The sequence below is a fragment of the Leptolyngbya sp. FACHB-321 genome, from assembly GCF_014695975.1.
Lineage (GTDB): Bacteria > Cyanobacteriota > Cyanobacteriia > Leptolyngbyales > Leptolyngbyaceae > Stenomitos.
Genome location: NZ_JACJPI010000064.1, coordinates 69,931 through 93,087, shown reverse-complemented (window position 1 = coordinate 93,087; position 23,157 = coordinate 69,931). Strand labels below are relative to the sequence as shown.

Sequence of the window (23,157 nt, the reverse complement as noted above, 5' to 3'; positions counted from 1 at the left end):
GATTTTAAGGCGCGATGGGAGAGTGCGATCGCCTTTTGTAAGTTGGTTACTGATACACCTCACTCGGATGAGCAATGAATAGCACCGTAAGGCGTTGCTGTGTCTCATCAACTCGATACACTACGCGCCAATCACCAATCCGGTAGTACAACCAACCAACTAAGGAGCCTTTGAGTCGCTTCATGTTCGGATGACTGTAGGGATTTTCTTGCAGTTGATCAAAGCAGCTTAAGCCAACATTTATTTAAAGAGTCGCAGGCTTCGACGGGGATGGTTTGCTGTTTGTACTACGGGCTTTTGCTTTACCAGCAGTGGCAGCACCGAGAGCAGCGTCAGCATACCCAGCGCTAGAAAGAAGGGCACACGATCACCCCCGCTCAATGCCTCTTTACCAGCTACCCCCAACCAGGTATGAGCGATCGTTAGGGGAATAATGCCAAAGAAGGTGCTGATTGCATAAGTCTTGAGATCAACAGGCGTTAAGCCAAACAGAAAGTTGACGAGGCTAAAGGGCGACAAGGGCGAGAAACGCACTGCCAGAATAAAATTGACGGGTCGGTGGGCGATCGCGCGGTTAAGCCGCTGCAACAATGGCTTTTGACCAAAGCGACGCATTGCCCAATCGTGGACAAAGAAGCGCGCCAGCAAAAAGGCACCGATGGCTCCTAGCGTGGCACCAATTAAGGACCACAGCGTGCCCCAAAACAGCCCAAATACAGCACCCCCCGCGATCGTTGAGAGATTGCCAGGGAAGCCGAGGGTAGTAATGATTGCAAACCCCACTACAAAGAAGAACGCCGCATTAGCACCCAGGTGGTTAAGTTCCGCCACCAAAGCCGCTTGATTAGACAGAAAAGCAATTGGAATGTAAAGGCATACTGCTCCGATGACGGCAGCAAGGGCGATCCATAAAGCAGTTTTGTACGATCGGATCGGCATTGGCTTTTGCATAGGAGTGATCTAATTTATCGCCTAATTAGGTGCGCTGCGTAAGGCATGACGTAAAAATACTGCACTTTGCTCCAGACGAAGAGAATCTTTAAGTAGTTCTAAGCATTGCCGAGAGAGGCTAAGCGCGATCGTCTGCTGGATCTCGATCAGTGTGCTTTTAGCTACCTGTGACCGTTGTACGATTGTTGCCCCAGCCTCTGGCATACCGTGCTTTCTATAAAACCTAGCTATTAGGGATTTTGTAGACTGATAGTGCAATGTAAGCGGATGGCAATCCAAATTTCAATACTGAGCGTATACGGTGATGCAAGCGTTAAGGCTGGCAAATTGCGATCATCCTTTGTTGATGTCACGTACGTAATCGCACTTGCTGCCTATGTAGATCCTCTATGTACTCTAAGTAATGTGTCACACTGAAAGAACGACTACTGCTGTCAAGCAATTGCAATAGTTTGTAACTCTTCCTTTGTGTTTCCCATCCTAACTACCATGGAACTCGTTAAACCTAAGCTTTTGCCAACGTTGCTCTGTCTTACTGTTGTGGGTTTATTTGCAGCAACGCTCCCCTATCCCACGTTAGTCAATGATTTAACCGTCTTGGGTGTAGACGGCTCCCCACAACAATGACTTTATGCTTGTGCTCCTGCTAAGGCTAGAGGGCATGAGCAAGCTCACTCGCTAGGCTAAGAAACGTAGATCTCTAAACGAAGCGAGATGAAAAATCCCCTCTGGACATTATTCCTGCTCGTAGCGCTACTGATGGTCGTCATTGCACCATTCTCAGCACTGGCGATGCTAATGCTTTTCATGGTTGCTTCTGTTTTTGTCTGGGCGTTCTGGACATTTATCCAAACCTTGTTTTCTAACGATGCAACGTGAGGTGATGAATGTTACGCCGTGTAGGGTTAATGGTTGCGATCGCACTGCTGACGTTACTGCTCTGGCAGGGACGCACTGCTGCTCAGTCGGCAGCAAATCTGCAAGCCGATATTTTCCAGTTGCGATCGCAGCTTAGTCAACTTCGTGCACAGGTAAATCAACTGAGTCGGCAGAATCCTTCCAGCGTCCGTGGTGCACCGCCTAGCCGAACTCCACGCAGTCCAACTGATCCCACTGATCCCCAAATTATTGATCGTCTGGCAACGCTGGCGATCGAAGCTAAGGATCGGCTCAGTGCGCTAGAGAACCGTGTCTCTAAACTAGAACAGACAACACGGGGAACCCGTTAAGCTTGTGCTGTAAAAGGAAATTGGTATTGCCTTGAAAAGCTGACTGCTGATAGCTAATCGCTGACTGCTACCTTGCTCCCCGTGCTGATTCGCGCCACAATAAAGGAATGTAACGAAGCCTCAGTCTCTTTATGACGTTTCTTTAAGATGACGCTTGAGCAATTAGACACGATCGCGCCTTCTAGCACCTCTCACCGAACAGTCACCCCTTCAACTGAGTCACAAGCATCAATTCCTAGTGCATCCCCTGCTCCTGTCACTACGTTGGATGAGGATGCTAAGAAACGGATTGATTACGATGTTGTGATTGTGGGCGGCGGTTTGGTCGGTCTGACGCTAGCCTGTGCGTTGCAAGAGTCTGGTTTGCAAATTGCGCTGCTGGAGGCAAAAGCCGAATCTGCTGCGATCGCCAGAGGGCAGGCTTATCACATTAACCTTCTGTCCAGCCGTATTTTCGACGGCATTGGTGTCTGGGATCAGATGCGTGCTGACGTGAACCCGATCGACCAGATTCAACTTTCTGATGCCGCCAATTCCATAGTTGTACAGTGCTTGCCAAAGGATCTGGGTACGGAGGTCTTAGGGTATGTGGCAGAGCATCGTGTACTGCTAGAGGCGCTACAAAAGGCTGCAAATGCTAGCTCTAATGTGACATATCTCTGCCCTGCCACACTCGTTAAGACGATCGTGCAGGATGATGGTGTGACGCTAGACGTGATGCAGGACGGCACAACCCAGCAATGGCGGACTCGTCTGCTAGTTGCGGCAGATGGCACACGATCACCCCTACGGCAGCAGGCAGGCATTCGCACTCATGGCTGGCAGTACTGGCAGGCGTGCATCGTTGCCTTTATCAAGCCTGAGCAGCCGCACAACAATATTGCTTACGAGCGTTTCCAGCTAGATGGTCCCTTTGCCATTCTGCCCTTGCCTAACAATCTCTGTCGCATCGTCTGGACGACTCCTAAAGCTGAAGCTGCCGCGATCGCGGCATTGGATGATGATGCCTTTCTTGCAGCGTTGCAACAGCGCTATGGCGATCAAATGGGTTCTCTGTCACTTGTGGGCGATCGCTATGTGTTTCCCGTTCAGCTTATGCAGAGCGATCGCTACGTGCTGCCCCGGTTAGCGTTAATTGGTGATGCGGCTCATTGCTGTCATCCCGTTGGTGGGCAGGGCGTGAACCTTGGCATTCGTGATGCCGCAGCACTGGCGCAAATTATCCAGGCAGCGCATCAGCAGGGCAAAGATATTGGTGCAGCGCAGGTATTAAAAACCTACGAACGTTGGCGCAAGTTAGAAAACGTAGTGATTTTGGGCTTTACGGATATTCTCAATCGCGTTTTTTCAAACAATATTCTGCCGCTTGTTGTACTGCGTGGCTTGGGTTTGCGGCTTTTGCGTACTAGTCAGTCAGCTAGACGCATTGCTCTGGCACTTATGACTGGATTAATGGGTCGGGTTCCAGCGCTAGCTCAACGTGCGAAGACGTAACCACATAGGATAGGGTTTGGACTTTCCTGTAAGCATTCAGCCGGACGGTGTAGGGTGTAGGGTGTAGCAGAAACTAGCGCTGACCCTATGCGAACCATTGCCGAAATTAATGACAAAATCAGCCAGCAGCGTGCCGTTGTGTGGACGGTGGAGGAGCTAAAAGCACGTGTCGCTGAGGTAGGTGTCACTCAGGCGGCGAAGGCGGTGGATGTCATTACCACTGGCACCTTTGAGCCGATGGAGTCGTCTGGGGCAATGATCAACCTGGGACACACTGATCCGCCAATCAAAATTCGTCAATGCTGGTTGGACAGTGTGCCTGCCTATTCGGGCTTTGGTGCGGTCGATCTTTACCTGGGCGCAACGCAGGTGGGGGAGGCGATCGATGGCGAAGAAATCCGCGAGAAGGGCGGCGGCTATGTGATTGAGGACTTAATTGCAGGGAAGCCAGTACACCTGCGGGCGCTCGGACAGGTGACAGACTGCTACCCGCGTGGCTCATTTGAAACCACCATTACACGAGAGACCATTAATCAGTTTTATCTCTTCAATCCACGCAATCTCTATCAAAACTTTATCGTAGGGGTGAATGGGGGCGATCGCCCCCTAGCGACCTATCTTGGACCACTTCAGCCTCGTCTGGGTAATGCCGTTTATTCAAACCCTGGTGCGCTCGCGCCGTTGCTAAACGATCCCGATCTTCAACTTGTAGGCATTGGCACACGCATTTTTTTAGGTGGCGGCATTGGCTATGTTGCTTGGGAAGGCACTCAACATTTTCCGTTGCAGCGACGGCTACCTAACCGCACACCGATCGGACCTGCTGCGACGCTGGCGCTGATTGGTGATGCCAAACAAATGGATGCCCGCTGGGTACGGGGTTGCTATTTCAAGAATTATGGTCCATCGCTGATGCTGGGTGTGGGTGTACCGTTTCCTGTTTTGCAAGAAGAAGTGGTCGCGCATTGTGCCGTTCAGGATCAAGACCTGGTGGCACCTGTGGTTGATTTCTCAATTCCACGACGAGTCCGCCCCACGTTTGGGCTGGTTAGCTATGCCCAACTCAAGTCAGGACGGCTGACGATCGACGGCAAAAACGTACGGGTCGCGCCGCTTGCCAGCCTGTTCCGCTCCCGCCAGGTCGCGATGGAGTTAAAGCAGTGGATTGAAGCCGGAACCTTTACGCTGACAGAGTTTGTCGCGCCGATACCAGCCGACCAAACATTTCGACCACAGGATGCCTGGGGTTCACAAATTGCGATCGACTAAGTTGGTTCTATTAGCCTTCGCTGGCTGGTTCAGCACGCTTGACTGGTTTTGGCAATGGCTCCCGACGCGGTGCGCCAGCCGGTGCAGCACTTTTGGCGCCGACAGGGCGTGTTTTGCGTTGTGGCGGACGACGATCGCCTGCACGTTTGAATCCGGCACTGGCAGTCTTTTTCTTCGGTGGCACCAACCCGATCGGAGTGCCACTTGTGACCACTAGAGCAGCACCACGCCGTTCGACCTGAAGATCCCAAAAATAACCAAGTGCTTTAGGGCTGCTTAAAACACCGTCTAAGCGTAGTTTGAAGGCTTTTTCACGATCGGCTGTCTTGCGGGGAGCTTGCTGGATTTTCACCACAATCTGCTGCTCTTCAGCAGAGTAAAACACTACTTCACCCCGAATCGAGAAGTAGTTTTCGTCAAACCCTGAGTCTTCAGGGGTACTGCTAGCGGGTGCTGCTTGAGGCGAGGTTTCTAGCTCAGACGCATCTTCACCCTCTTTATTTAGCTTCTCTGGTTCCCAAACGCCGACAATTTGTACGTGTAAGTCCTGCCGCATTTCACGAGTGCGGGGATAAACGACCCAGAGATGCTGTTGTTCTAAATCTAGATGGTTTCGCACCAGGCTCATCACACGTCCCAGTAGCACCGCTTCCACTTCTGTGCCATCACTCGTCAGCATTGCACCACGAGTAAACTGCTCGTCAGTCGGAGTGTACCGACCCCGCACTAGCCCGATCGCACGATATTGCTTCGGTTCGCTAGGTGGTGGAATAGGCTGCTGTCGAATCAAGGCATCTCCAGCAAGCGCTTCGGGCGCTGCCGCAGGGCTACTCTCAACTACTGGTGGCACCTCAGGCTTGGATGGCACAGCCGTAACCTCTACAGGCTTTTGAGCAACGGGTGGTGTTGCTGGTGGCTGTGGACGGCTCACGGGACGCATTAACGGTCGCTTGGGTACTAACGGCGATGTGTCAGATGCAGCCGTGGCAGATGCCTCATCAGACCCTGAGGTAGAGGTGCGATCAATGCTGGCTTCGTTAGACCTAGAGGCAGCCGCTGATGTCGGATCAGCAGCAGAGGGCTGTTCTGGAGTGGGAGTAGTTTCGTCAGGCAAGGGAGGCTTGGAGGATTGGGGGAAACGGTCAGGCGAAGGACTCATAGGCTTTAACTCAGTCTGAGCGCTCCATGGCATCGGTCAGCATATTGTACTGAATGCATCGAAGCGGTGGACTAATCCGAAAGGTTTGGGCAATGTTTACAAAAAAAGCATCGAATGGACAGTTCTTTCGGTTCTTTCTAAAGAGTGCTCAAGTCAAACGCTTCCAGGACGGACGCGTTGGACATAGAGAACTCAGTCTTAACATGGGCGATCGACTAGCAGCAAGATGAATAGATTTCATCATACTCAAAAGTAAGGCGTTGCAATCTATCTAAAGATGCTGAAACCTCTAACAGAAGGGGGTTACAACCAACCGTCTGCAGTACCTGACAATATCAATACAACGGTCTTCACTTGTCGTTACATCAGGGTCCTATAGGAAGCAGCGTGACCTTTGGTGATCGCTGCGGCATTCTAAAACGTGCCAGTTATTTCTAACTGTTCAGTAATGACTGAACTTAATGTGTTAGCTTGTGGCTATGAGTGCAGCATCCTTGCCAAACACTGACCCAAGCCTGATGAAACCTGAGCCACTGCTTGAACCTCTGCCGTTTGAGTTTCCGCCCTTTGAGCAGCAGCAGTTCATTGAAACGGTTGGGCTTTCGTTTGAGCTAGTCGGTTTGCCACGCATGGCAGGGCGCATTCTAGGCTGGTTGCTCATTTCTAACCCGCCACACCAATCGCCGGGTGAATTAGCCACTGTTTTGCAAGCGAGCAAAGGCTCAATTAGCACCATGACACGTCTACTTACGCAACTGGGGTTAATTGAACGCACCAGTCTGCCTGGCAAGCGGCGAGATTATTTTCGCATTAAGCCCAATGCCTGGGCTGAGTTGACGAAGCAACGCATCACGCAGATCAAAACGTTTCGTCAAATTGCTGAACAGGGGTTGAAGTTGATTGATGACAGCGCACCGCCATTGCGCCAACGTCTTGAAGAAATGCACGCGGTTCATGCCTTTCTAGAGCAAGAACTGCCGCTCATGATGGAGCGATGGGAGCAGCAGCATACGTCTCAGGTGATGCCAACAGCAACAGATAGCCCTACCCAGGTTGGTTAGCGCCCGAACTTTATGTGCCCCGCTGCTTCAATAGACAACGGCTTTATTTTTGATTCTCTCATTGCTCTGTTCACGCTCTATCTACAGATTCTCTTTCCCTATGCAACTTCCTCTTGTTGGTAAAGCCAAAAGCACTCCCTGGCTAATAGGACTGGTAGTAGCGGGTGTTGTTGGCGTTTCTGCGGTAGCTGTGCCACTGGCACGCAATGCCGCTCCTAAGCAGTCCATCAGCCAACTGACTGTACCTGTACAAGCAAAAGATATTACGGCGCGCATTACTGCCAGCGGTGAAGTGCAGGCAGTGAAAGAACTGAACTTGAACCCGAAAACGGCGGGGCGGCTAGAAGCGTTGCTGGTGCAGCGGGGCGATCGCGTTAGAAAAGGGCAGGTTATAGCACGAATGGAAACAAGAGAACTACAAGCCGATCGTGCTCAGGCGCAGGCAGAACTTGCCAAAGCACAAGCAAATCTCTCCTTGTTACGTGCAGGTAGCCGCCCCGAAGCGATCAGCCAGGCAGAAGCAAGCGCTACCCAGGCAAGGGCGCAAATTGCCGCTGCCCAAACACGGCTAGATCTGGCTTTGCAGCGATCGCAGCGCAACCAGGCACTTTCAGCCGAAGGCGCGATTAGTCGTGATCGACTTGATGAAGTGCTGAACGAAGAACGGAGCGCCAGAGCAAATGTGGAGCAGGCTCAAGCGGGCTACAACAACCTCGTGCAGCAACTTAATCAGCAACGAAACGGTTCTCGCATTCAAGAAGTTCAGCAAGCAGCAGCGCAAGTGGCAGCCGCTCAGGCGAGTCTCGATCGGATTGGTGTTCAGCTAGAGGATGCGGTGATTGTGGCTCCGTTTGATGGTGTCATCACACAGACGGGCGCAGAAGTGGGTGCGTTTGTTGCACCGACTAGCTTTGCCTCTAGCACGTCTTCAGCGACCTACGTCGCCAACCTTGCCAGTGACCTGGAGATCAAAGCTAAGGTGCCTGAAGTGGACATTGCTCAGATTCGGCTGGGGCAAACGGTTGAAATTCGGGCAGGGGCATATCCTGACCAATCGTTTAAGGGCACTGTACAGCGGATTTCTCCCAAAGCTGAAGAAGACGCTTCGCAACGAGGTGTTGTGACGTTTGCTGTCTGGGTCGGGCTAAATTCTGGTAAAGACTTACTGCGATCGGGCATGAAGGATATTGACCTTACCTTCTTTGGCAAGCCTATCCCGCAAGCACTAATTGTACCTACCGTGGCGATCGTCACAGATAAAGGACAAACAGGTGTACTTGTCCCTGATGCCCAAAACAAGCCCAGGTTCCAATTGGTGACAGTTGGTTCCACGATCGGTAACGAAACCCAAATCCTTAGCGGCATTCAGGCTGGCAATCAGGTTTTTGTCGAACTACCCGAAGGTCAGAAGCTGGAAAACATTACGAAGGGTGTGAACCAGAAGAATTAGGGCGCGGGGAGGCAGGTGAGCAGGGGAAGCAGAGGAAGTTTTGCTTATTAGTTCTGCCTTCTGCCCTCTGCCTTCTGCCTTCTACCCCCTCCCTCTTTCCTCCTCACTCCTCTCTCCTCACCCCTTCATTCGTTCTTCCAATGGACTTACTCGAAAGCGGCAAAATGGCAGTCAAAACGCTGACTGCAAATAAGTTACGTAGTACGTTGACGATGCTGGGCATCATTATTGGCAATGCGTCGGTGATTGCGATGGTCGGCATTGGGCAGGGTGCCCAAAAGCTGGCATCAGAACAGTTTGAATCGCTGGGACCCAACGTCTTGTTTGTTACACCGGGTAGCGGCGAAGCCAGGAATCGAAGCTATGATATGCCGCGCACGTTGGTTTGGGAGGATGCAAAGGCGATCGCGGCTCAAGTACCTTCTGTGGCAGAAGTGGCTGCTCAACGCCAGAGCCAGTTGCCAGTGGTCTATCGTAATCTCAACAGCAATTCCTTGGTCGTGGGTACGACACCAGAGTTTCTGGTAGTGCGGAGCTTTGACATGGCAAAAGGACGCTTTTTGACGCAGCAAGATGTGGATGGTAGCAAGCAGGTCGTGGCGCTAGGAGCTGATATGGCTACTCGTTTCTTTGGCAACAAAGACCCGATCGGACAGCAGCTTCGCATTGGCGGCATCAGTTTTCAGGTAATTGGTGTGTTGCAGGCAAAAGGTGCGTTTTTGGGCAGCAACCAGGATGATGCGGCATACATACCGCTGACTACTCAAGCAAGCCGCCTGACGGGACGCAATTCCCCCTATGGCTTGGACTTAAGTTTTATCTCGCTCTCTGCCAAAGATAAAGCCAGCGTGGGAGCAGCCGAATTTCAGGTGTCAAACTTACTGCGGCTGCGGCACAAAATTACTGATCAAGATGACTTTACGGTGCAAACGCAAAAGGACGTGCTGCGTATTGTAGGCACCATTACAGGCGGGCTAACGGCAATGCTGGCAGCGATCGCAGGTATTTCTCTACTGGTCGGCGGCATTGGCATTATGAATATTATGCTTGTCTCTGTCACGGAGCGTACCCAAGAAATTGGCTTACGCAAGGCGATCGGTGCCTCGCAGCAAGACATCCTGATTCAGTTCATTATTGAAGCAGTACTGCTCTCGGCGGCTGGTGGTTTACTAGGCACCACGATCGGCGTCGGCGGTATTCTCGCCGTTGGTGCCGTTACTCCCCTCAAAGCAAGCGTTTCACCCGTTGCGATCGCCCTTGCAGTCGGTGTCTCCGGCGGTATCGGCTTATTCTTTGGTGTCGTTCCTGCCCGCCAAGCCGCGAAACTCGACCCGATCGTCGCGTTGAGAAGCACTTGATAGAAGGCAAAAGGCAAAAGGCAGAAGGCGGAAGGCTAAAGGCTAAAGAGCGGGATTAGGAGTTAAGAGCCATAAATCCGGTTTCTTAGAGCATCAGGTTGCAACGTTGAATTCAGCCGAAACGTCGATAAAGCCAGAAGCCAGAGCTAACTCCAACTACTCTTTCATCCTTCATACTTTATCCTTTCTCCCTCTGCTTCCCCTGCATCCTTACTACCCCTTCACCCCTCTCCCCCTACCTTTCTGACCCTCCTACCCCTTCACTCCTCTCCCCCTCCCCATGCCTACTTCCACCATCATTCGCCTCGAAGACATTTACAAAATCTACGGTTCTGGCGAAACAGAAGTGCAGGCGCTTGCGGGCGTTGATCTAGTTGTCGAACAGGGCGAATACTGCGCCATTATGGGGGCATCTGGTTCAGGTAAGTCCACCATGATGAACGTGATTGGTTGCCTCGATCGACCGACACGTGGGCGCTACTATCTCGATGGTGAAGACGTTGCCCAACTAGACGATACGGCTCTGGCTCATGTGCGGAATCGTAAGCTGGGGTTTGTGTTTCAACAGTTTCATCTGTTGCCGCAGCTATCGGCGATCGAAAACGTCATGCTGCCGATGGTGTATGCCAGTGTAGCCGAGCGTGAACGCCGCGATCGTGCTGTCGAAGCACTGACCCGCGTTGGGTTGGCAAACCGCATGAACAACAAACCGTTTGAGCTATCAGGTGGTCAACAGCAACGGGTCGCGATTGCACGGGCGATCGTCAACCGTCCTGTGCTACTGCTGGCAGATGAACCAACAGGTGCTTTAGACTCGCACACTACTGTAGAAATTCTCAATATCTTTACTGAGCTAAACGCTAGTGGTATGACCGTTGTGATGGTGACACACGAAGCAGATGTAGCGCGCCGAACGAATCGAGTGATTTGGTTTAAAGATGGTGGTGTTGTGCATCCACACCTTGCCCCACAGGAAATCAGCCAACTGCTGGCAGCCTGAGTGCTGGTTCGGAGCAACGAAGCAACAGCAACAAGGCACAGTGTAAAAGAACACTTTAACTAATATCTGAATAGTTGCTCATATGTTATGGTGATCGGTATACCAAACAAGGTGGAAACTATGGCTACTGTGACCCAAATGAAATGTGCTTGCGACAACTGCCTGTGCGTTGTTTCCGTTGCTGATGCAGTGATGAAAGATGACAAAGCCTACTGTGGCGAAGCGTGTGCCAATGGTCATCCTGCTGGGCAAGGTTGTGGTCATACAGGTTGCACCTGCGATGCTTAAGGCTTCGTATTGAGAATCAACCAAAGAGTGAAAGGTAAGGCTGTAACGCCTTGTTTCAACTACTGTACGTCACATTTTTTCTGCCACGGGAACTAGGAAGAAACGGCTTGTAATAGTAATCGCTCTGGTTTAAGTAGATGTTGCTGCCGTAGCCATTGAGGTGAAGAGTGGGTGTGTCATCGCTTCTCACCTCAATTGTTCTACTTCCTGGTTAACTCTCAGGCTTGGCTCTAGGTGCCGCTTACCGTTTGACCCAGTGGAATTGTGACAATAAACTGGGAACCCTGATTTGGGTTAGATTTGCATTTCAATGTGCCTTGATGTTTTTCAGTCACGATTTGATAGCTAATTGATAAGCCCATGCCTGTTCCCTTGCCAACTGGCTTGGTCGTGTAGAAAGGATCAAATAAGCGACGTTGCGCTGCCTCAGGAATACCGAAGCCATTATCCGCGATCGCGATCTGTACTTGGTTATCATTCAGCAACTTGGTCTGGATCGTAATGGTGGGGGTGTAGGTTTCAGGATGCTCAAGACAATGCTCTAACCACTCGTCTACGGCATCGATCGCATTACTCAAGATGTTCATAAATACCTGGTTTAATTGTCCGGGATAGCATTCAATGCCAGGTAAGTTCCCATATTCCTTGACGACGTTAATGCTGGGTCGATCGCTTTTCGCTTTGAGCCGACTTTGCAAAATCATTAATGTACTATCAATGCCGTCATGCAAATTAACTTCTTTCATTTCCGCTTCATCCATGCGGGAGAAGTTTCGCAGCGACAAAACAATTTTTTGAATGCGATCAGCGCCCACTCGCATTGAACTCAAGAGCTTGGGGAGATCGTCAATTAGAAAGTTCAGGTCAACTGCTTCTAATTCTGCTTGAACGGCAGGATGAGGCTGAGGATGGTACTGCTGGTACAGTTCCATAAGACGCAACAAATCCTGAGTATATTCATCAGCATGAACTAGATTGCCATAGATAAAATTAACGGGATTGTTGATTTCGTGAGCAACGCCTGCAACTAATTGCCCCAAGCTAGACATCTTTTCACTCTGGATCAGTTGCGTCTGGGTTTGCTGCAGTGCTTGCAACGTTTGAGACACATCATCAGCTTGTTGTTTCAGAATTTGTTGAGAGGCTTGTAGTTCTGCTGTACGTTGCTCGACTCTGACTTCCAACTGCTCGTTCAATTGTTGTAGTGCTTCTTTCGTCTCTTTAAACGCAGTAATGTCGTTGCGAATTGCCACATACTGATAGGGTTCTCCTGGCTTGCTCAGAAACGGCACGATGGTGGTGTCTACCCAGTAATAAGACCCATCCTTAGCGCGATTTTTAACCTCACCTTGCCAGACTTGCCCCTTTGTAATAGTTCTCCACATTTCCATAAAAAACTCTTTGGGATGATAGCCAGAATTAATTACTTGATGCGTTTTTCCAATTAGTTCCCAGGGAGCATACTTTGAAATTTGGCAGAACTTATTGTTAATGTAAGTAATTACGCCCGCTGGGTCAGTGATCGCTACGATGGAAGACTGGTCAAGGGCAAATTTGACATCTGCGAGATCTTTGAGCGATCGCTGCAATGTTTCTTCTGTATGTTCTAGCTCTGCCACTCGCCTGCGTAAAGCAACTACTTCGTCATAAAACAGTTCACAACCTTCAGGGATCAGTGTGGAAGGGTAGCTAGCCATAGCTTTAAACGTAGGTTCAACCGGTAATGGTTTACTATTCCCTGTGAAAAGTTGCCCCCTTCAGCAATTTACGCTTCGATACAGTGAGTTAGATTGATACAGCTTGCTTGACATTTGTATACTTAAAACGCTGAAAGTACATACTTAAAACGCTGAAAGAGTTGCTTTTGTCCCCTATCTTCTTACCCACAAGAGTCTGGAGGTGCGAGTCCTTTAACTACCGTGAGTTGATGACGTAAAACTCGCCTTAAAGGCTCGCTTAAGTTGCTGCAAGCATTTGGCAAGTGTTGTCCTGCATGAAGTGCTGAATGATGTAGTTGAATGAGACCGCAAGAATCTGATAGCGGGCTGCCTGCCCCATGAGTAACATCATGGTTAAAGGTTGTTTGCGCCTTTTGTAGCGTAAGGTCAGTTAATGTTGAGGAACTTACATTATGCGACCCACGATCGCTGAACCATTTTCGACTGAGGCACTGCGCTGGGATGCAGTCTTGATGCGCGATCAGCAGGCGGAGGGCGCGTTTCTCTATGCGGTAACAACAACGGGTGTGTATTGCCGCCCGGCCTGTGCGTCACGGCTGCCGAAGCGTGAGCATGTCCGCTTTTTTCAAACCTGTTCTGAGGCAGAGGAAGCAGGTTTTCGTCCGTGCAAGCGGTGCCAGCCAAACGCTACATCACCTCACGAGGCACAAGTAAAATTGGTGACCCATCTCTGTAACCTGATTGAAACGTCCGAAACATCACTGTCATTAAGCGAGTTGGCGATAGTTGCGGGACTCAGCCCCTATTACCTGCAACGGTTGTTCAAAGCGATCGTGGGCGTAACACCCAAAGCGTATGCGATCGCTCAACGTCAACAGTGCCTACGTGATGACTTGCAAAAAGGTCGCTCTGTGACTCAAGCTATTTACGACGCTGGGTTTAGTTCGAGCAGTCAGGTTTATGGGGGAGCAACCAGTATGCTAGGCATGGCACCCAGCCAATACAAAGCAGGGGCAACAGACGTGGCGATTCGGTTTGCGATCGAGCGATCGTCTTTGGGTTTGGTTTTGATTGCAGCAACCGACCGAGGCATTTGCGCGATCAACTTTGGCGACACACCAGAAATCTTGACAGAACAGTTGCAGGCTCGCTTTCCCAAGGCACAATTACAAGCATCTGATCCGGCTTTTTCTCACTGGGTTACACAGGTGCTTGCCTTGATTGAAACCCCTGATCGCGGACTTGATCTGCCGCTAGATATTCAGGGCACCGCGTTTCAACAGCGCGTATGGCAAGCGTTGCAGGCAATTCCATCTGGCACAACCATGAGTTATACCGAAGTCGCTAAGCAAATTGAGCATCCCACAGCCGTTCGAGCCGTTGCGGCTGCCTGTGCTGCGAATACGCTTGCAGTTGTTGTCCCCTGCCATCGGGTGGTTCGCAGCAATGGTGCGTTGAGCGGGTATCGCTGGGGCATTGAGCGCAAACGGGCATTGCTAGAACGAGAAGCTTTGGAATAACAACAATCAATTTAAAGCAGGGCATTGAGCTTGTAGGGCTAATGGACAGGAGCTAACCGTTGCCGTTGCTGAAGTATGTCGGGTGCTTTGTGTAAGGTGTAAGAGTGGTCTTTAACCGTATTGCTATGGCAGATTCTATGCAGCCAGACACACAGCCAGAGCGCTTAGAAGCAAGCACCGATGCCATTCTGCCCGTAACGTATGCCGATGTTGCAGCCGCAGCCGATCGCCTCAAGGGGCAGGCGCATCGCACCCCGGTCATGACTTCAACGACAATCGATCGTCAAACCGGTAGTCAAGTCTTTTTTAAGTGTGAGAACTTTCAGCGCATTGGAGCCTTTAAGTTTCGAGGGGCATACAACGCGATGGTGCAGTTGCCAGAAGAGCAGCGTCGGCGCGGGGTGCTAGCGTTTTCATCAGGGAACCATGCTCAGGCGATCGCGCTATCGGGTCAACTGCTTGACATCCCTACGACGATCGTTATGCCAGAGGATGCGCCCACCGTCAAACTGGCAGCAACACGCGGCTATAGTGCCGAAGTTGTCACTTACAATCGCTCGACTGAATCGCGGGAAGCGTTGGGTCAGCAATTAGCAGGCGATCGAGGACTTACGCTGATTCCGCCCTTCGACCATCCTTATGTGATTGCGGGACAGGGCACTGCCGCAAAGGAACTCATTGAAGAAGTGGGAGCGCTGGATTTGTTGCTGGTTTGCTGTGGCGGTGGTGGTTTGTTATCGGGTTGCGCGATCGCCGCTCATGCCCTATCACCCTCGTGTCGTGTCATTGGCGTGGAGCCGAAACGGGCTGATGATGCCACACGATCGTTCTATGCCAAAACGCTACAAACGGTGGAAAACCCAGACACGATCGCTGATGGTGCCCGCACTGCGTCTCTTGGGCTGCTCACCTTTCCACTGGTCTTGCATTACGTTCACGATATGGTGACGGTTTCCGAAGCCGCCATTCTCCGTTCCATGTTCTTTTTGTGGGAACGCCTGAAGCTCGTCGTTGAGCCCACGGGAGCCTTGGCGACTGCCGCCTTGCTAGAGGGAATTGTTAACGTGCCCGGTGCCCGCATCGGGGTCGTCATTAGCGGTGGCAACGTTGATCTGAAGCAAGCAGGCAAACTGTTTACCAAAGTCACGAAACCGCCTAAAGCTCAGCCTCGCGTACCGTGGGCAACCGAACTGAGCTAGAAGACGTAAGAGAAGGGGCAGTGGTGTTTCAAAAGGATCGTTTAACAGCTTGTTTACAGAGCTGCTACAAGTCCCGTCCCTACTTTTCTAGCAAGAGTTAATAAGTGAAGAAGCCGCTAAGTAGGAGGACTAAATTAAGCACCACTGAGAAACCGGGTTTCGGCTGCGCTCAACCCGCTGACACATAGGACTGGGAGTATTGGGACTTCGGCGTGAGCTTTCGACCGGAGCGCCCTTCGGCGTGAGCGCTTAGGCCCAGACGTTGAGCTTAACCGAAACATCGAACGCGAAGTCGAAATGCCGTTTATAAAGAATTACGCCCAGCTACTTAATAGGGGACGATCGCCTGCTTTGAGTGCTTAATGAAAGCCCCTGTTGCAGCATTTAATGCCGCAAACAGGAAGCGGTCAAGCGGTCAGCCGTTGATTGCACCACTGCTATATGCGCTAGATGAACAGATCAGATAAACAGAAGCATGAAGCTACTTTGAGATTTTTCTCCATTGCTAGTAGTGGCAATCGAGATATGCAACTATTTCCTCATGAGGTGATTAATAGTCAGTTGTCTACAACGTAGACAAGCTGGCGACGGCAAACAATGAAGTTCCTGAAGATTAAGGATGGCTAAGGTTATGCAACCACGTTTAGAAATAGGTAGCCTACTGCTGGTTTCAACACTGCTGGTTGCAGCATTGCCCTGTCAAGCACAGGTAACGAGCGCGATCGACGGTACACAGACGATCGTTCGTCAGACTGACAACACCTTTAACATTACGGGTGGCACCACCGCTGGTAACAATCTATTTCACAGTTTCCAGCAGTTTGGACTCACGCAAGGACAGGTGGCTAGCTTCCTTGCCAATCCTGCCATTCAAAACGTTCTGGGGCGAGTGACAGGTGGTGAAGCCTCGGTGATCAACGGGCTGCTTCAGGTAACGGGTAGCAACGCCAATCTGTACCTGATAAACCCAGCAGGCATTGTGTTTGGTGCCAATGCACGTTTGGATGTGGCAGGGTCATTCACCGCTACCACCGCAAACGGTATTGGCTTTGGCGATCGCTGGTTCAATGCCGTAGGTGCGAACAATTATGCAACGTTGATTGGCAATCCCAGCAGCTTTGCATTTACCATGACGCAGCCCGGAGCGATCGTCAATGCAGGTAATTTAGCAGTCGGCACAGGGCAAAGCCTGACGCTGCTAGGCGGTATTGTCATTAATACCGGAACGCTGACGGCACCTGAAGGGGAGGTAACGATCGCGGCGATTCCGGGCGAGAAACTGGTTCGCCTCACTCCAACTGGCAGCTTACTCAGCCTTGACTTGCCCACTGCCACCAAAGCCGCCATCAATCCCCAACCATTTAATCCCTTGACCTTGCCCGAACTCTTGACAGGCGGCAATTTAAGCGGTGCTACAGGAGTCACGGTTGAAAATGGCATCGTCACGCTGACAGGTTCAGGAACCATTATACCGACCAATGCAGGAGTGGCGATCGTCTCTGGTCAAGTGTCTACCAGGGGCACTGTAGGCGGCAACGTTAATGTTTTCGGTCAGAAAGTGGGCTTAGTCGGGGCAACGATCGATGCATCTGGCACAAATGGTGGGGGCACCGTTCTAATTGGTGGTGATTATAAAGGACAAGGCACCCTTCCCAAGGCACAACAAACCTACATCAGCCCAGATTCGATTATTCAAGCTGATGCGCTGCAAACGGGAAATGGGGGACGAGCGATCGTTTGGTCAGATCAGCGTACAGAATTCTATGGCACGATTCGGGTGCAGGGTGGTGCTCAAGCAGGGGATGGTGGCTTTGTCGAAGTATCAGGCAAGAGCAACTTAGTGTATCAAGGCACTGTTGATACAAGTAGCCCAAGTGGAAAATCTGGCTCTCTGTTACTTGACCCAGCAAATATTCTCATTAAAAACGGTACGGGTGACGGTGATGATAATGGCGTGACCACAGGTACCTTTGGTAATAATCTTTTGGGTGATAACGGTCAGGTTCAAGCAGATGACGCTGTGCCAACGGTAATTTATGAATCTGAGCTTGAAGGAATGACTTCTATTGCCGATATTGTTTTGGAGGCAACAAACAACATTACGATCGAGCCGTTGACTGATAAGGCGCTAACAATTCCTGGCGATGATTCCAGTTCGATTACATTCAAAGCAGACTCCGATCAGGATGGTGTCGGTAATTTTGTCATGGATCAAGGCGATAGCCTTCTTGTTAATGGAAGAAAGCTGACGATTTCTGGAGCTAATGTCATTGCAGGCAACATCGATACTATGGACGGTTTTAATGCAAGACTGGATGCAACCGTGAGGATCAGCAGTTCAGGTAATATTCAAGCAGGGGACATCAAAGCGACAGATTCAACAAAGTTATATACCAGCGGTGGCAACATTAAAGTGGCAACGATTACAACTACTGTCAGGTCAGGGAGTACAACGGTTGAAATTGATATTAGTACTCCTGGTTTATTTCAGGCTACTGGTAGTCGCTTATTTGCTCAGCCTTTGACTGTGGTCGATATTGATATTGAAGAAAACAAAGATATTAAACAGTTTTTGCAGACTAGCGGCATCTTAAATACAGATGGCTCCATCAATATTGACAAAAACATCGTTAGAGATGAAGCGAATCAGCCTAAGTACGAAGACAGTGAAGGCAACCCCATTGGTATCGTTAGCGTTGACCCAACCTCTGGTAGGCGCACGATCGTTGAAGATAATACTGGGCTGACTGCCAGCATTCTTGCTCGTGATGGAGGTGCAGGCAGCCAAATTACAATTCGACATGGCGGTAAGCCAGTAACTAACAACAGTGGCTTTGTCGCTATTGAAACTGCTCCTGGTAGCAATGGAACAGCACAATTTATTGTTGGTCCTCAACAACAGCGCCTTAACCAGTTTGAGGTGACAGACCTTTCTGCAACTGGATTTGTCCCAAATAGTCCAAGCGGCATTTTTTACACAGGTTCCGCAGTTAAGTTTCAATCGTATCTGCCTTTAACGTTGGGCTCTAACCAGTTCCCTAGTAATGTCAGTGGTACAGCAGGCACGATCGCTACTGATGCGGCTCAAAACTCAAATGGTGGTCGATCGTTCCCAGGAATTCCCTTTGTGCCTTTAGTCCAAGCTCCAACCGTTGCAACTGGAAGTAATTCACTGGGCAACCCTCCACCTGTTCCTCCTACCGAGGGCAACCCCCCACCCGTTCCTCCTACCGAGGGCAGCCCTCCACCCGTTGATCCTCTGACAGGTTTGCGGCAACGGTTCCAAGCTGGAGAGGATGGGCAGGTCGCTCAGCGGCAATTAAACAACCAGAAGCAGGATGCGAGTTGTGAACTGCCCAACACGATCGCCGCTGCACCCAATACAACATCCTCCGTTTCCGAAACTCGATCGCCCAGAGTCACCACTGCCTCTACCACTGCCAGCAATCCCTGTGCTTCAGCCGCCCAAGATGATGCACAGATTCTCAAGATTCTGGGAGAGTGAGAGCGCGCCCTGAGTACTGATCGCCAGCATTGGTTAGAGAGACGGCATGAAGCGACAATGGCTTGAATTAGGGGCAATTCCTTTACTGGTTGCGATCGCTCTACCGCTGGGGGTGAGTGCTCAGAGTGCGTCAACCGCTGCCAAACTGGAGCATTCTAAGAACATAGATGCTAGTGCTGTCGATCGCCTGATGCAACAGGGCAACCAGGCATACCAGGTAGGGCAACTTGAAGCAGCGGTAAAATTATGGCAGCAGGCACGTACAGCCTATCAGCCACTCCAGAACCGCGTAGGAGAAGCGATCGCGCTGGCAAATTTAGGTGCAGTGTATGTTGCCTTGGAGCGTTATCGGGACGCGATCGCGGCGTTAGAAGCCTTTTTGCCTTTGGCTCACTCATTGGGCAACCGTCAAGGTGAAGCTCAGGCGCTTGGCAACCTGGGCATTGCGTACAAAGAACTCGGCAACTACAACCAGGCACTGCGATCGCACCGACAAGCTGGCAAGCTGATGCGGTTACTCGGCGATCGTGCAGGTTTGGGGCAAGTCCTGGTCAATCTGGGCAATGTTTTTGAAGCACTGGGTGATTATGAAAATGCGACGATCGCCTATGAGCAAAGTTTAAACCTGGCTCAGCAGCGGGGCGATCGAGCGGGAGAAGGCGTTGCTCAAGGCAATTTGGGTGGCGTGTATGCCAATCTCGGTCAGCATGACAAGGCGATCATCGCGCAGACAAACAGTTTGGCGCTTGCAAAAGCTACGGGTAATCGCGAAGGGCAAGCGAGTACGCTGATCAATTTGGGCACTGCTTATCATGTTCGCAATGACTACAAGCGAGCGATCAGTTACTACAACGAAAGTTTGACGATCTCGCAGCGGATCAACAGTCGCAAACGAACCGCAGAAGCCTTGAGTAGTTTGGGGCTGGCATACGAAGATTTAAAGGATTATCCCAAAGCAATTAATTATTACGAGCAAAGCGTGGCGATCGCGCAACAGCTTAATGACCCGCAGCTTGAAGGGTTGACACTCAACAACCTGGGTCATGCTCTCTTTGGTGCTGGTAAATTGGCAGAAGCCGAACAGCGCTTGCGGTCAGCTATCCAGTTGCTTGATGCTCTCCGCCCTGGACTCAATGACACGTACAAAGCCTCCATTTTTGACACCCAAATCTACACCTATAACCTGCTTCAGCAAATTCTACTGGCTGCCCAAAAGCCCGAAGCAGCACTAGAAATCACTGAGCATGGACGAGCACGGGCGTTTGTAGAATTGCTCGCGCAGCGGCTACCAGGGGGAGGCAGCGAGAGTGCAAAGGGTGCAGATGCAGGAGATGAAAGCGAGCCGAACGGTCAGGAGCCGAACCAGCTACCAGGAGCTAACAACGCTGCACTAGCAGTGCAGCCGATTACGATCGCTGCGATTAAAGCTGTAGCGCGCCAGCAAAACGCCACCTTAGTGGAGTATGCGATCGTGCCAGATGATGACTTCAAGGTGCAGGGAAAGCAGCGTGCTAGAGAAGCTGAACTCCTGATCTGGGTTGTGCAGCCAACGGGTGAGGTCGCTGTTCGGCGTGTTGACCTCAAACCACTGTGGCAAAATGGAGTCACGCTAGTGGATGCTGTTCGCCTTGCCCGCTGTCTGACACCACAACCGCTCTGTCGCGACCTGGCACAAAAAGTTCGTGGTCTGGAAAGCGTCGAACCGCTTCAGTCTACGCCAACCTCGTCCTCGTCGATCGCACGTACGGATCAGCGTCGTCAACAGCCAGGGCTACGGAAACTGCATCAGCTTCTCATTGAGCCGATCGCCGATCTTTTGCCTCGTAACCCCAGTGCCCGCCTTGTCTTCATCCCTCAAGAAGCTCTCTTTCTGGTTCCTTTTGTCGCACTTCAGGATGCGAACGGCAACTACTTGATTGAAAACCATACAATCCTTACTGCGCCAGCCATTCAAGTGTTAGAGCTGACCCGCAAGCAACGGGAGAGTCAGGGAAACGAGAGGGGACAATTCTTGCTATCCTCAACACCTAGCCAACGCTCGACACCCGGTACTCTGGTCGTCGGTAATCCCACCATGCCATCGGTTTCTGCTGCACCAGGAGAACCGCCAGAGCCACTGCCGCCCTTACCAGAGTCAGAAAAGGAAGCGATCGCGATCGCTCAACTACTAGGCACTCAAGTGCTTACAGGCAACCAAGCAACCAAAGTCAGCATCCTCAAAAAACTCCCAGCAGCACGGTTAATACACTTTGCCACACATGGACTCTTGGAGTACGGTAGCCAAAGTGCCTCCCTGGAGGGTCTAGGAGTACCAGGCGCGATCGCCCTTGCACCATCCAACAATGATGATGGTTTACTCACAACCAGTGAAGTCCTTAACCTGCGCTTAACAGCTGAACTGGTCACGCTGAGCGCCTGTGATACCGGACAGGGAAGAATTACTGGCGACGGGGTGATTGGGTTATCGCGTGCCTTTGTTGCGGCGGGTGTTCCCAGCGTGATTGTTTCCCTGTGGGCAGTACCCGATGCCGCAACCGCTAAACTAATGACCACCTTCTACCAAACGCTGCAACAGCAACCCGACAAAGCTCAGGCGCTACGACAGGCAATGCTCATCACTATGAAAGACTATCCTGACCCAGTTGACTGGGCTGCTTTTACACTCATCGGCGAAGCAGGGTGAATAGGAGTGGTCAAACGCGCCTGACTAGAGTGATTTTCTAGGACAGCCACGATCGCTGCTAAACCGATTGCCTCCTTTAGCCTCCTGCCATTCGCTCCTCCACAGCTCGAGGCGATCACGCGTGACAGTACTACCGAGGCAGCAGTCCGCTTGCGAGCAGAAAATATTGCCGCTGAGGTAGTCTCACTTCCCACAAGGTACAGGGAGGACGATGCTATTTAGATTAAGGTTAGAGGAACTTAAACCCCGTTGTTGTTTTCGCTTGGCAACTCAACCTTCGCTTTTCTTGCCCGCTGCATAAACTGTAGGAATAGAGCAAGCAAAGCGGTAGCCACGCGATCGATCGCACCACTGGAGCACAATCCTTATGTCCCGCCGAAAGTCCCCTCTCTCCGACCTTCAACAACCAGCACGGCAGGTAGCCGCCCAGCCCTGGGTTGAACCACTAGCACGATGCGGTTATGCCGCCAAAGGCATTGTCTACTTGATCGTTGGATTCTTGGCAGCACAGGCAGCCTTTACAACTGGGGGTAAAACAACCGATACGAGCGGAGCCTTAGAAACTATCCTCGACCAGCCTTTTGGGAAATTTCTACTGGCTTTAGTGGCGATCGGGTTGATAGGTTATGCGCTCTGGCGCGTTGTCCAAACCGTTTTTGATCCGGAACACGCTGGTGAGCCAATGAAGGCAAAGCAGCTTGTGCAGCGTCTTGGCTACGCTTTTAGCGCAACCGCTTATATCGGGTTGGCGTTGACGGCAGTAAAGCTCATCACGGGCAATGGCAAGGGCAATAGTAATGCAACTCAGGATTGGACAGCCCGCTTGATCGCTCAACCCTGGGGGCAAGGGTTAGTCTGTTTGGCAGGGCTAGTGGTGATTGGGGTAGGGCTTTCGTACCTTTATCAAGCCTATAAAGCTGATTTTCAACGTCATTTTCAACGCCATCAGATGAGTGAGACCGAGCGCAAGTGGGCGAAATGGCTGGGGCAATTTGGGATTGCGGCGCGCGGCATTGTGTTTGGCATCATTGGGAGCTTTCTCGTTCTTGCTGCCTTGCATGACGATGCCACCGAAGCGATCGGGTTAGGCGGTGCCTTAGCGGCGTTAGCACAGCAACCCTATGGTGCCTGGTTGTTAGGCATCGTTGCTCTAGGGTTGATCGCTTACAGCTTTTACTCGTTGATTGAAGCGCGCTATCGGCGCATTGCCCAACCTCAATAAGCCCTACCACCGTCATCTCATAGATGGGCAATTAAGCTTAAGGTGCATAAAATGAACAGCTAAAACAGGGCAGGCTAAAAAGCTCAACGA

At 51.2% G+C, this 23,157-nt stretch carries 20 protein-coding genes; 15 read left to right on the top strand and 5 right to left on the bottom strand.

Annotated features, from left to right (window positions below):
- Positions 1–46: 46 nt before the first annotated feature.
- From H6F76_RS16075 to H6F76_RS16065, 3 genes are read right to left on the bottom strand one after another with little or no spacing between them, the layout of a single operon-like run.
- Entirely contained in the window at positions 47–214 is a 168-nt protein-coding gene (locus H6F76_RS16075) for a type II toxin-antitoxin system RelE/ParE family toxin (RefSeq protein WP_277881240.1), read from the bottom strand.
- Positions 215–240: 26 nt separating this feature from the next.
- Positions 241–939 carry a TVP38/TMEM64 family protein gene (locus tag H6F76_RS16070; RefSeq protein WP_190509713.1) on the bottom strand — a complete coding sequence of 233 codons (699 nt, stop codon included), beginning with the start codon at positions 937–939 and terminating at the stop codon, positions 241–243.
- Between the two features lie 33 nt (positions 940–972).
- Positions 973–1,155 (bottom strand): hypothetical protein, encoded by a 183-nt coding sequence (locus tag H6F76_RS16065; protein WP_190509711.1) that lies wholly within the window; start codon positions 1,153–1,155, stop codon positions 973–975.
- 285 nt (positions 1,156–1,440) lie between these two features.
- On the opposite strand from H6F76_RS16065, the gene H6F76_RS16060 reads away from it, so the two are divergent.
- The 5 genes from H6F76_RS16060 to H6F76_RS16040 all read left to right on the top strand — a co-directional run bounded on the left by H6F76_RS16060 (position 1,441) and on the right by H6F76_RS16040 (position 4,943).
- Positions 1,441–1,578: a hypothetical protein gene (locus H6F76_RS16060; RefSeq protein WP_190446880.1), complete on the top strand. Its 138-nt coding sequence runs from the start codon at positions 1,441–1,443 to the stop codon at positions 1,576–1,578.
- A gap of 87 nt (positions 1,579–1,665) precedes the next feature.
- Positions 1,666–1,830 (top strand): hypothetical protein, encoded by a 165-nt coding sequence (locus H6F76_RS16055; RefSeq protein WP_190446879.1) that lies wholly within the window; start codon positions 1,666–1,668, stop codon positions 1,828–1,830.
- Between the two features lie 8 nt (positions 1,831–1,838).
- Positions 1,839–2,180, top strand: coding sequence for a hypothetical protein (locus H6F76_RS16050; RefSeq protein ID WP_190509709.1), 342 nt, complete (start codon positions 1,839–1,841; stop codon positions 2,178–2,180).
- Between the two features lie 147 nt (positions 2,181–2,327).
- Positions 2,328–3,674 carry an FAD-dependent hydroxylase gene (locus H6F76_RS16045; protein ID WP_190509707.1) on the top strand — a complete coding sequence of 449 codons (1,347 nt, stop codon included), beginning with the start codon at positions 2,328–2,330 and terminating at the stop codon, positions 3,672–3,674.
- An 87-nt stretch (positions 3,675–3,761) separates the two neighbouring features.
- Complete coding sequence (locus H6F76_RS16040) at positions 3,762–4,943, top strand: homocysteine biosynthesis protein (RefSeq protein ID WP_190509705.1); 1,182 nt, start codon at positions 3,762–3,764, stop codon at positions 4,941–4,943.
- A gap of 10 nt (positions 4,944–4,953) precedes the next feature.
- On the opposite strand, the gene H6F76_RS16035 is transcribed toward H6F76_RS16040, so the two are convergent.
- On the bottom strand, positions 4,954–6,102 hold the full coding sequence (locus H6F76_RS16035) for a hypothetical protein (RefSeq protein WP_242036697.1): 1,149 nt from the start codon (positions 6,100–6,102) through the stop codon (positions 4,954–4,956).
- Between the two features lie 479 nt (positions 6,103–6,581).
- Here H6F76_RS16035 and H6F76_RS16025 point away from each other — a divergent pair, with 479 nt between their 5' ends.
- From H6F76_RS16025 to H6F76_RS16005, 5 genes are all read left to right on the top strand, one after another.
- Positions 6,582–7,163, top strand: a complete 582-nt coding sequence (locus tag H6F76_RS16025; protein WP_190509700.1) for a MarR family transcriptional regulator — start codon at positions 6,582–6,584, stop codon at positions 7,161–7,163.
- 100 nt (positions 7,164–7,263) lie between these two features.
- Entirely contained in the window at positions 7,264–8,613 is a 1,350-nt protein-coding gene (locus H6F76_RS16020; protein ID WP_190509698.1) for an efflux RND transporter periplasmic adaptor subunit, read from the top strand.
- A 140-nt stretch (positions 8,614–8,753) separates the two neighbouring features.
- Complete coding sequence (locus H6F76_RS16015; RefSeq protein WP_190509696.1) at positions 8,754–9,971, top strand: ABC transporter permease; 1,218 nt, start codon at positions 8,754–8,756, stop codon at positions 9,969–9,971.
- A gap of 280 nt (positions 9,972–10,251) precedes the next feature.
- The gene (locus H6F76_RS16010) at positions 10,252–10,971 is read left to right on the top strand and encodes an ABC transporter ATP-binding protein (protein WP_199305045.1); all 720 of its coding nucleotides are present in this window, start codon (positions 10,252–10,254) and stop codon (positions 10,969–10,971) included.
- 120 nt (positions 10,972–11,091) lie between these two features.
- The gene (locus H6F76_RS16005; RefSeq protein WP_190446872.1) at positions 11,092–11,259 is read left to right on the top strand and encodes a metallothionein; all 168 of its coding nucleotides are present in this window, start codon (positions 11,092–11,094) and stop codon (positions 11,257–11,259) included.
- Positions 11,260–11,489: 230 nt separating this feature from the next.
- Here the strand turns inward: H6F76_RS16005 and H6F76_RS16000 are convergent, their stop codons facing one another.
- Positions 11,490–12,956 carry an ATP-binding protein gene (locus H6F76_RS16000; RefSeq protein ID WP_190509694.1) on the bottom strand — a complete coding sequence of 489 codons (1,467 nt, stop codon included), beginning with the start codon at positions 12,954–12,956 and terminating at the stop codon, positions 11,490–11,492.
- A 434-nt stretch (positions 12,957–13,390) separates the two neighbouring features.
- On the opposite strand from H6F76_RS16000, the gene ada reads away from it, so the two are divergent.
- The 5 genes from ada (at position 13,391) to H6F76_RS15975 (ending at position 23,067) form a co-directional block, all read left to right on the top strand.
- A complete protein-coding gene (gene ada, locus H6F76_RS15995) occupies positions 13,391–14,458 on the top strand; it encodes a bifunctional DNA-binding transcriptional regulator/O6-methylguanine-DNA methyltransferase Ada (RefSeq protein ID WP_190509691.1) in 1,068 nt (355 codons plus the stop codon).
- Positions 14,459–14,595: 137 nt separating this feature from the next.
- Positions 14,596–15,657 carry a threo-3-hydroxy-L-aspartate ammonia-lyase gene (locus H6F76_RS15990; protein WP_190510061.1) on the top strand — a complete coding sequence of 354 codons (1,062 nt, stop codon included), beginning with the start codon at positions 14,596–14,598 and terminating at the stop codon, positions 15,655–15,657.
- Between the two features lie 631 nt (positions 15,658–16,288).
- Positions 16,289–19,162, top strand: coding sequence for a filamentous hemagglutinin N-terminal domain-containing protein (locus tag H6F76_RS15985; protein ID WP_190509689.1), 2,874 nt, complete (start codon positions 16,289–16,291; stop codon positions 19,160–19,162).
- Positions 19,163–19,208: 46 nt separating this feature from the next.
- Positions 19,209–21,845: a CHAT domain-containing tetratricopeptide repeat protein gene (locus H6F76_RS15980; protein ID WP_199322149.1), complete on the top strand. Its 2,637-nt coding sequence runs from the start codon at positions 19,209–19,211 to the stop codon at positions 21,843–21,845.
- Between the two features lie 367 nt (positions 21,846–22,212).
- Positions 22,213–23,067 (top strand): DUF1206 domain-containing protein, encoded by an 855-nt coding sequence (locus H6F76_RS15975; protein ID WP_190509687.1) that lies wholly within the window; start codon positions 22,213–22,215, stop codon positions 23,065–23,067.
- Positions 23,068–23,157 lie beyond the last annotated feature (90 nt).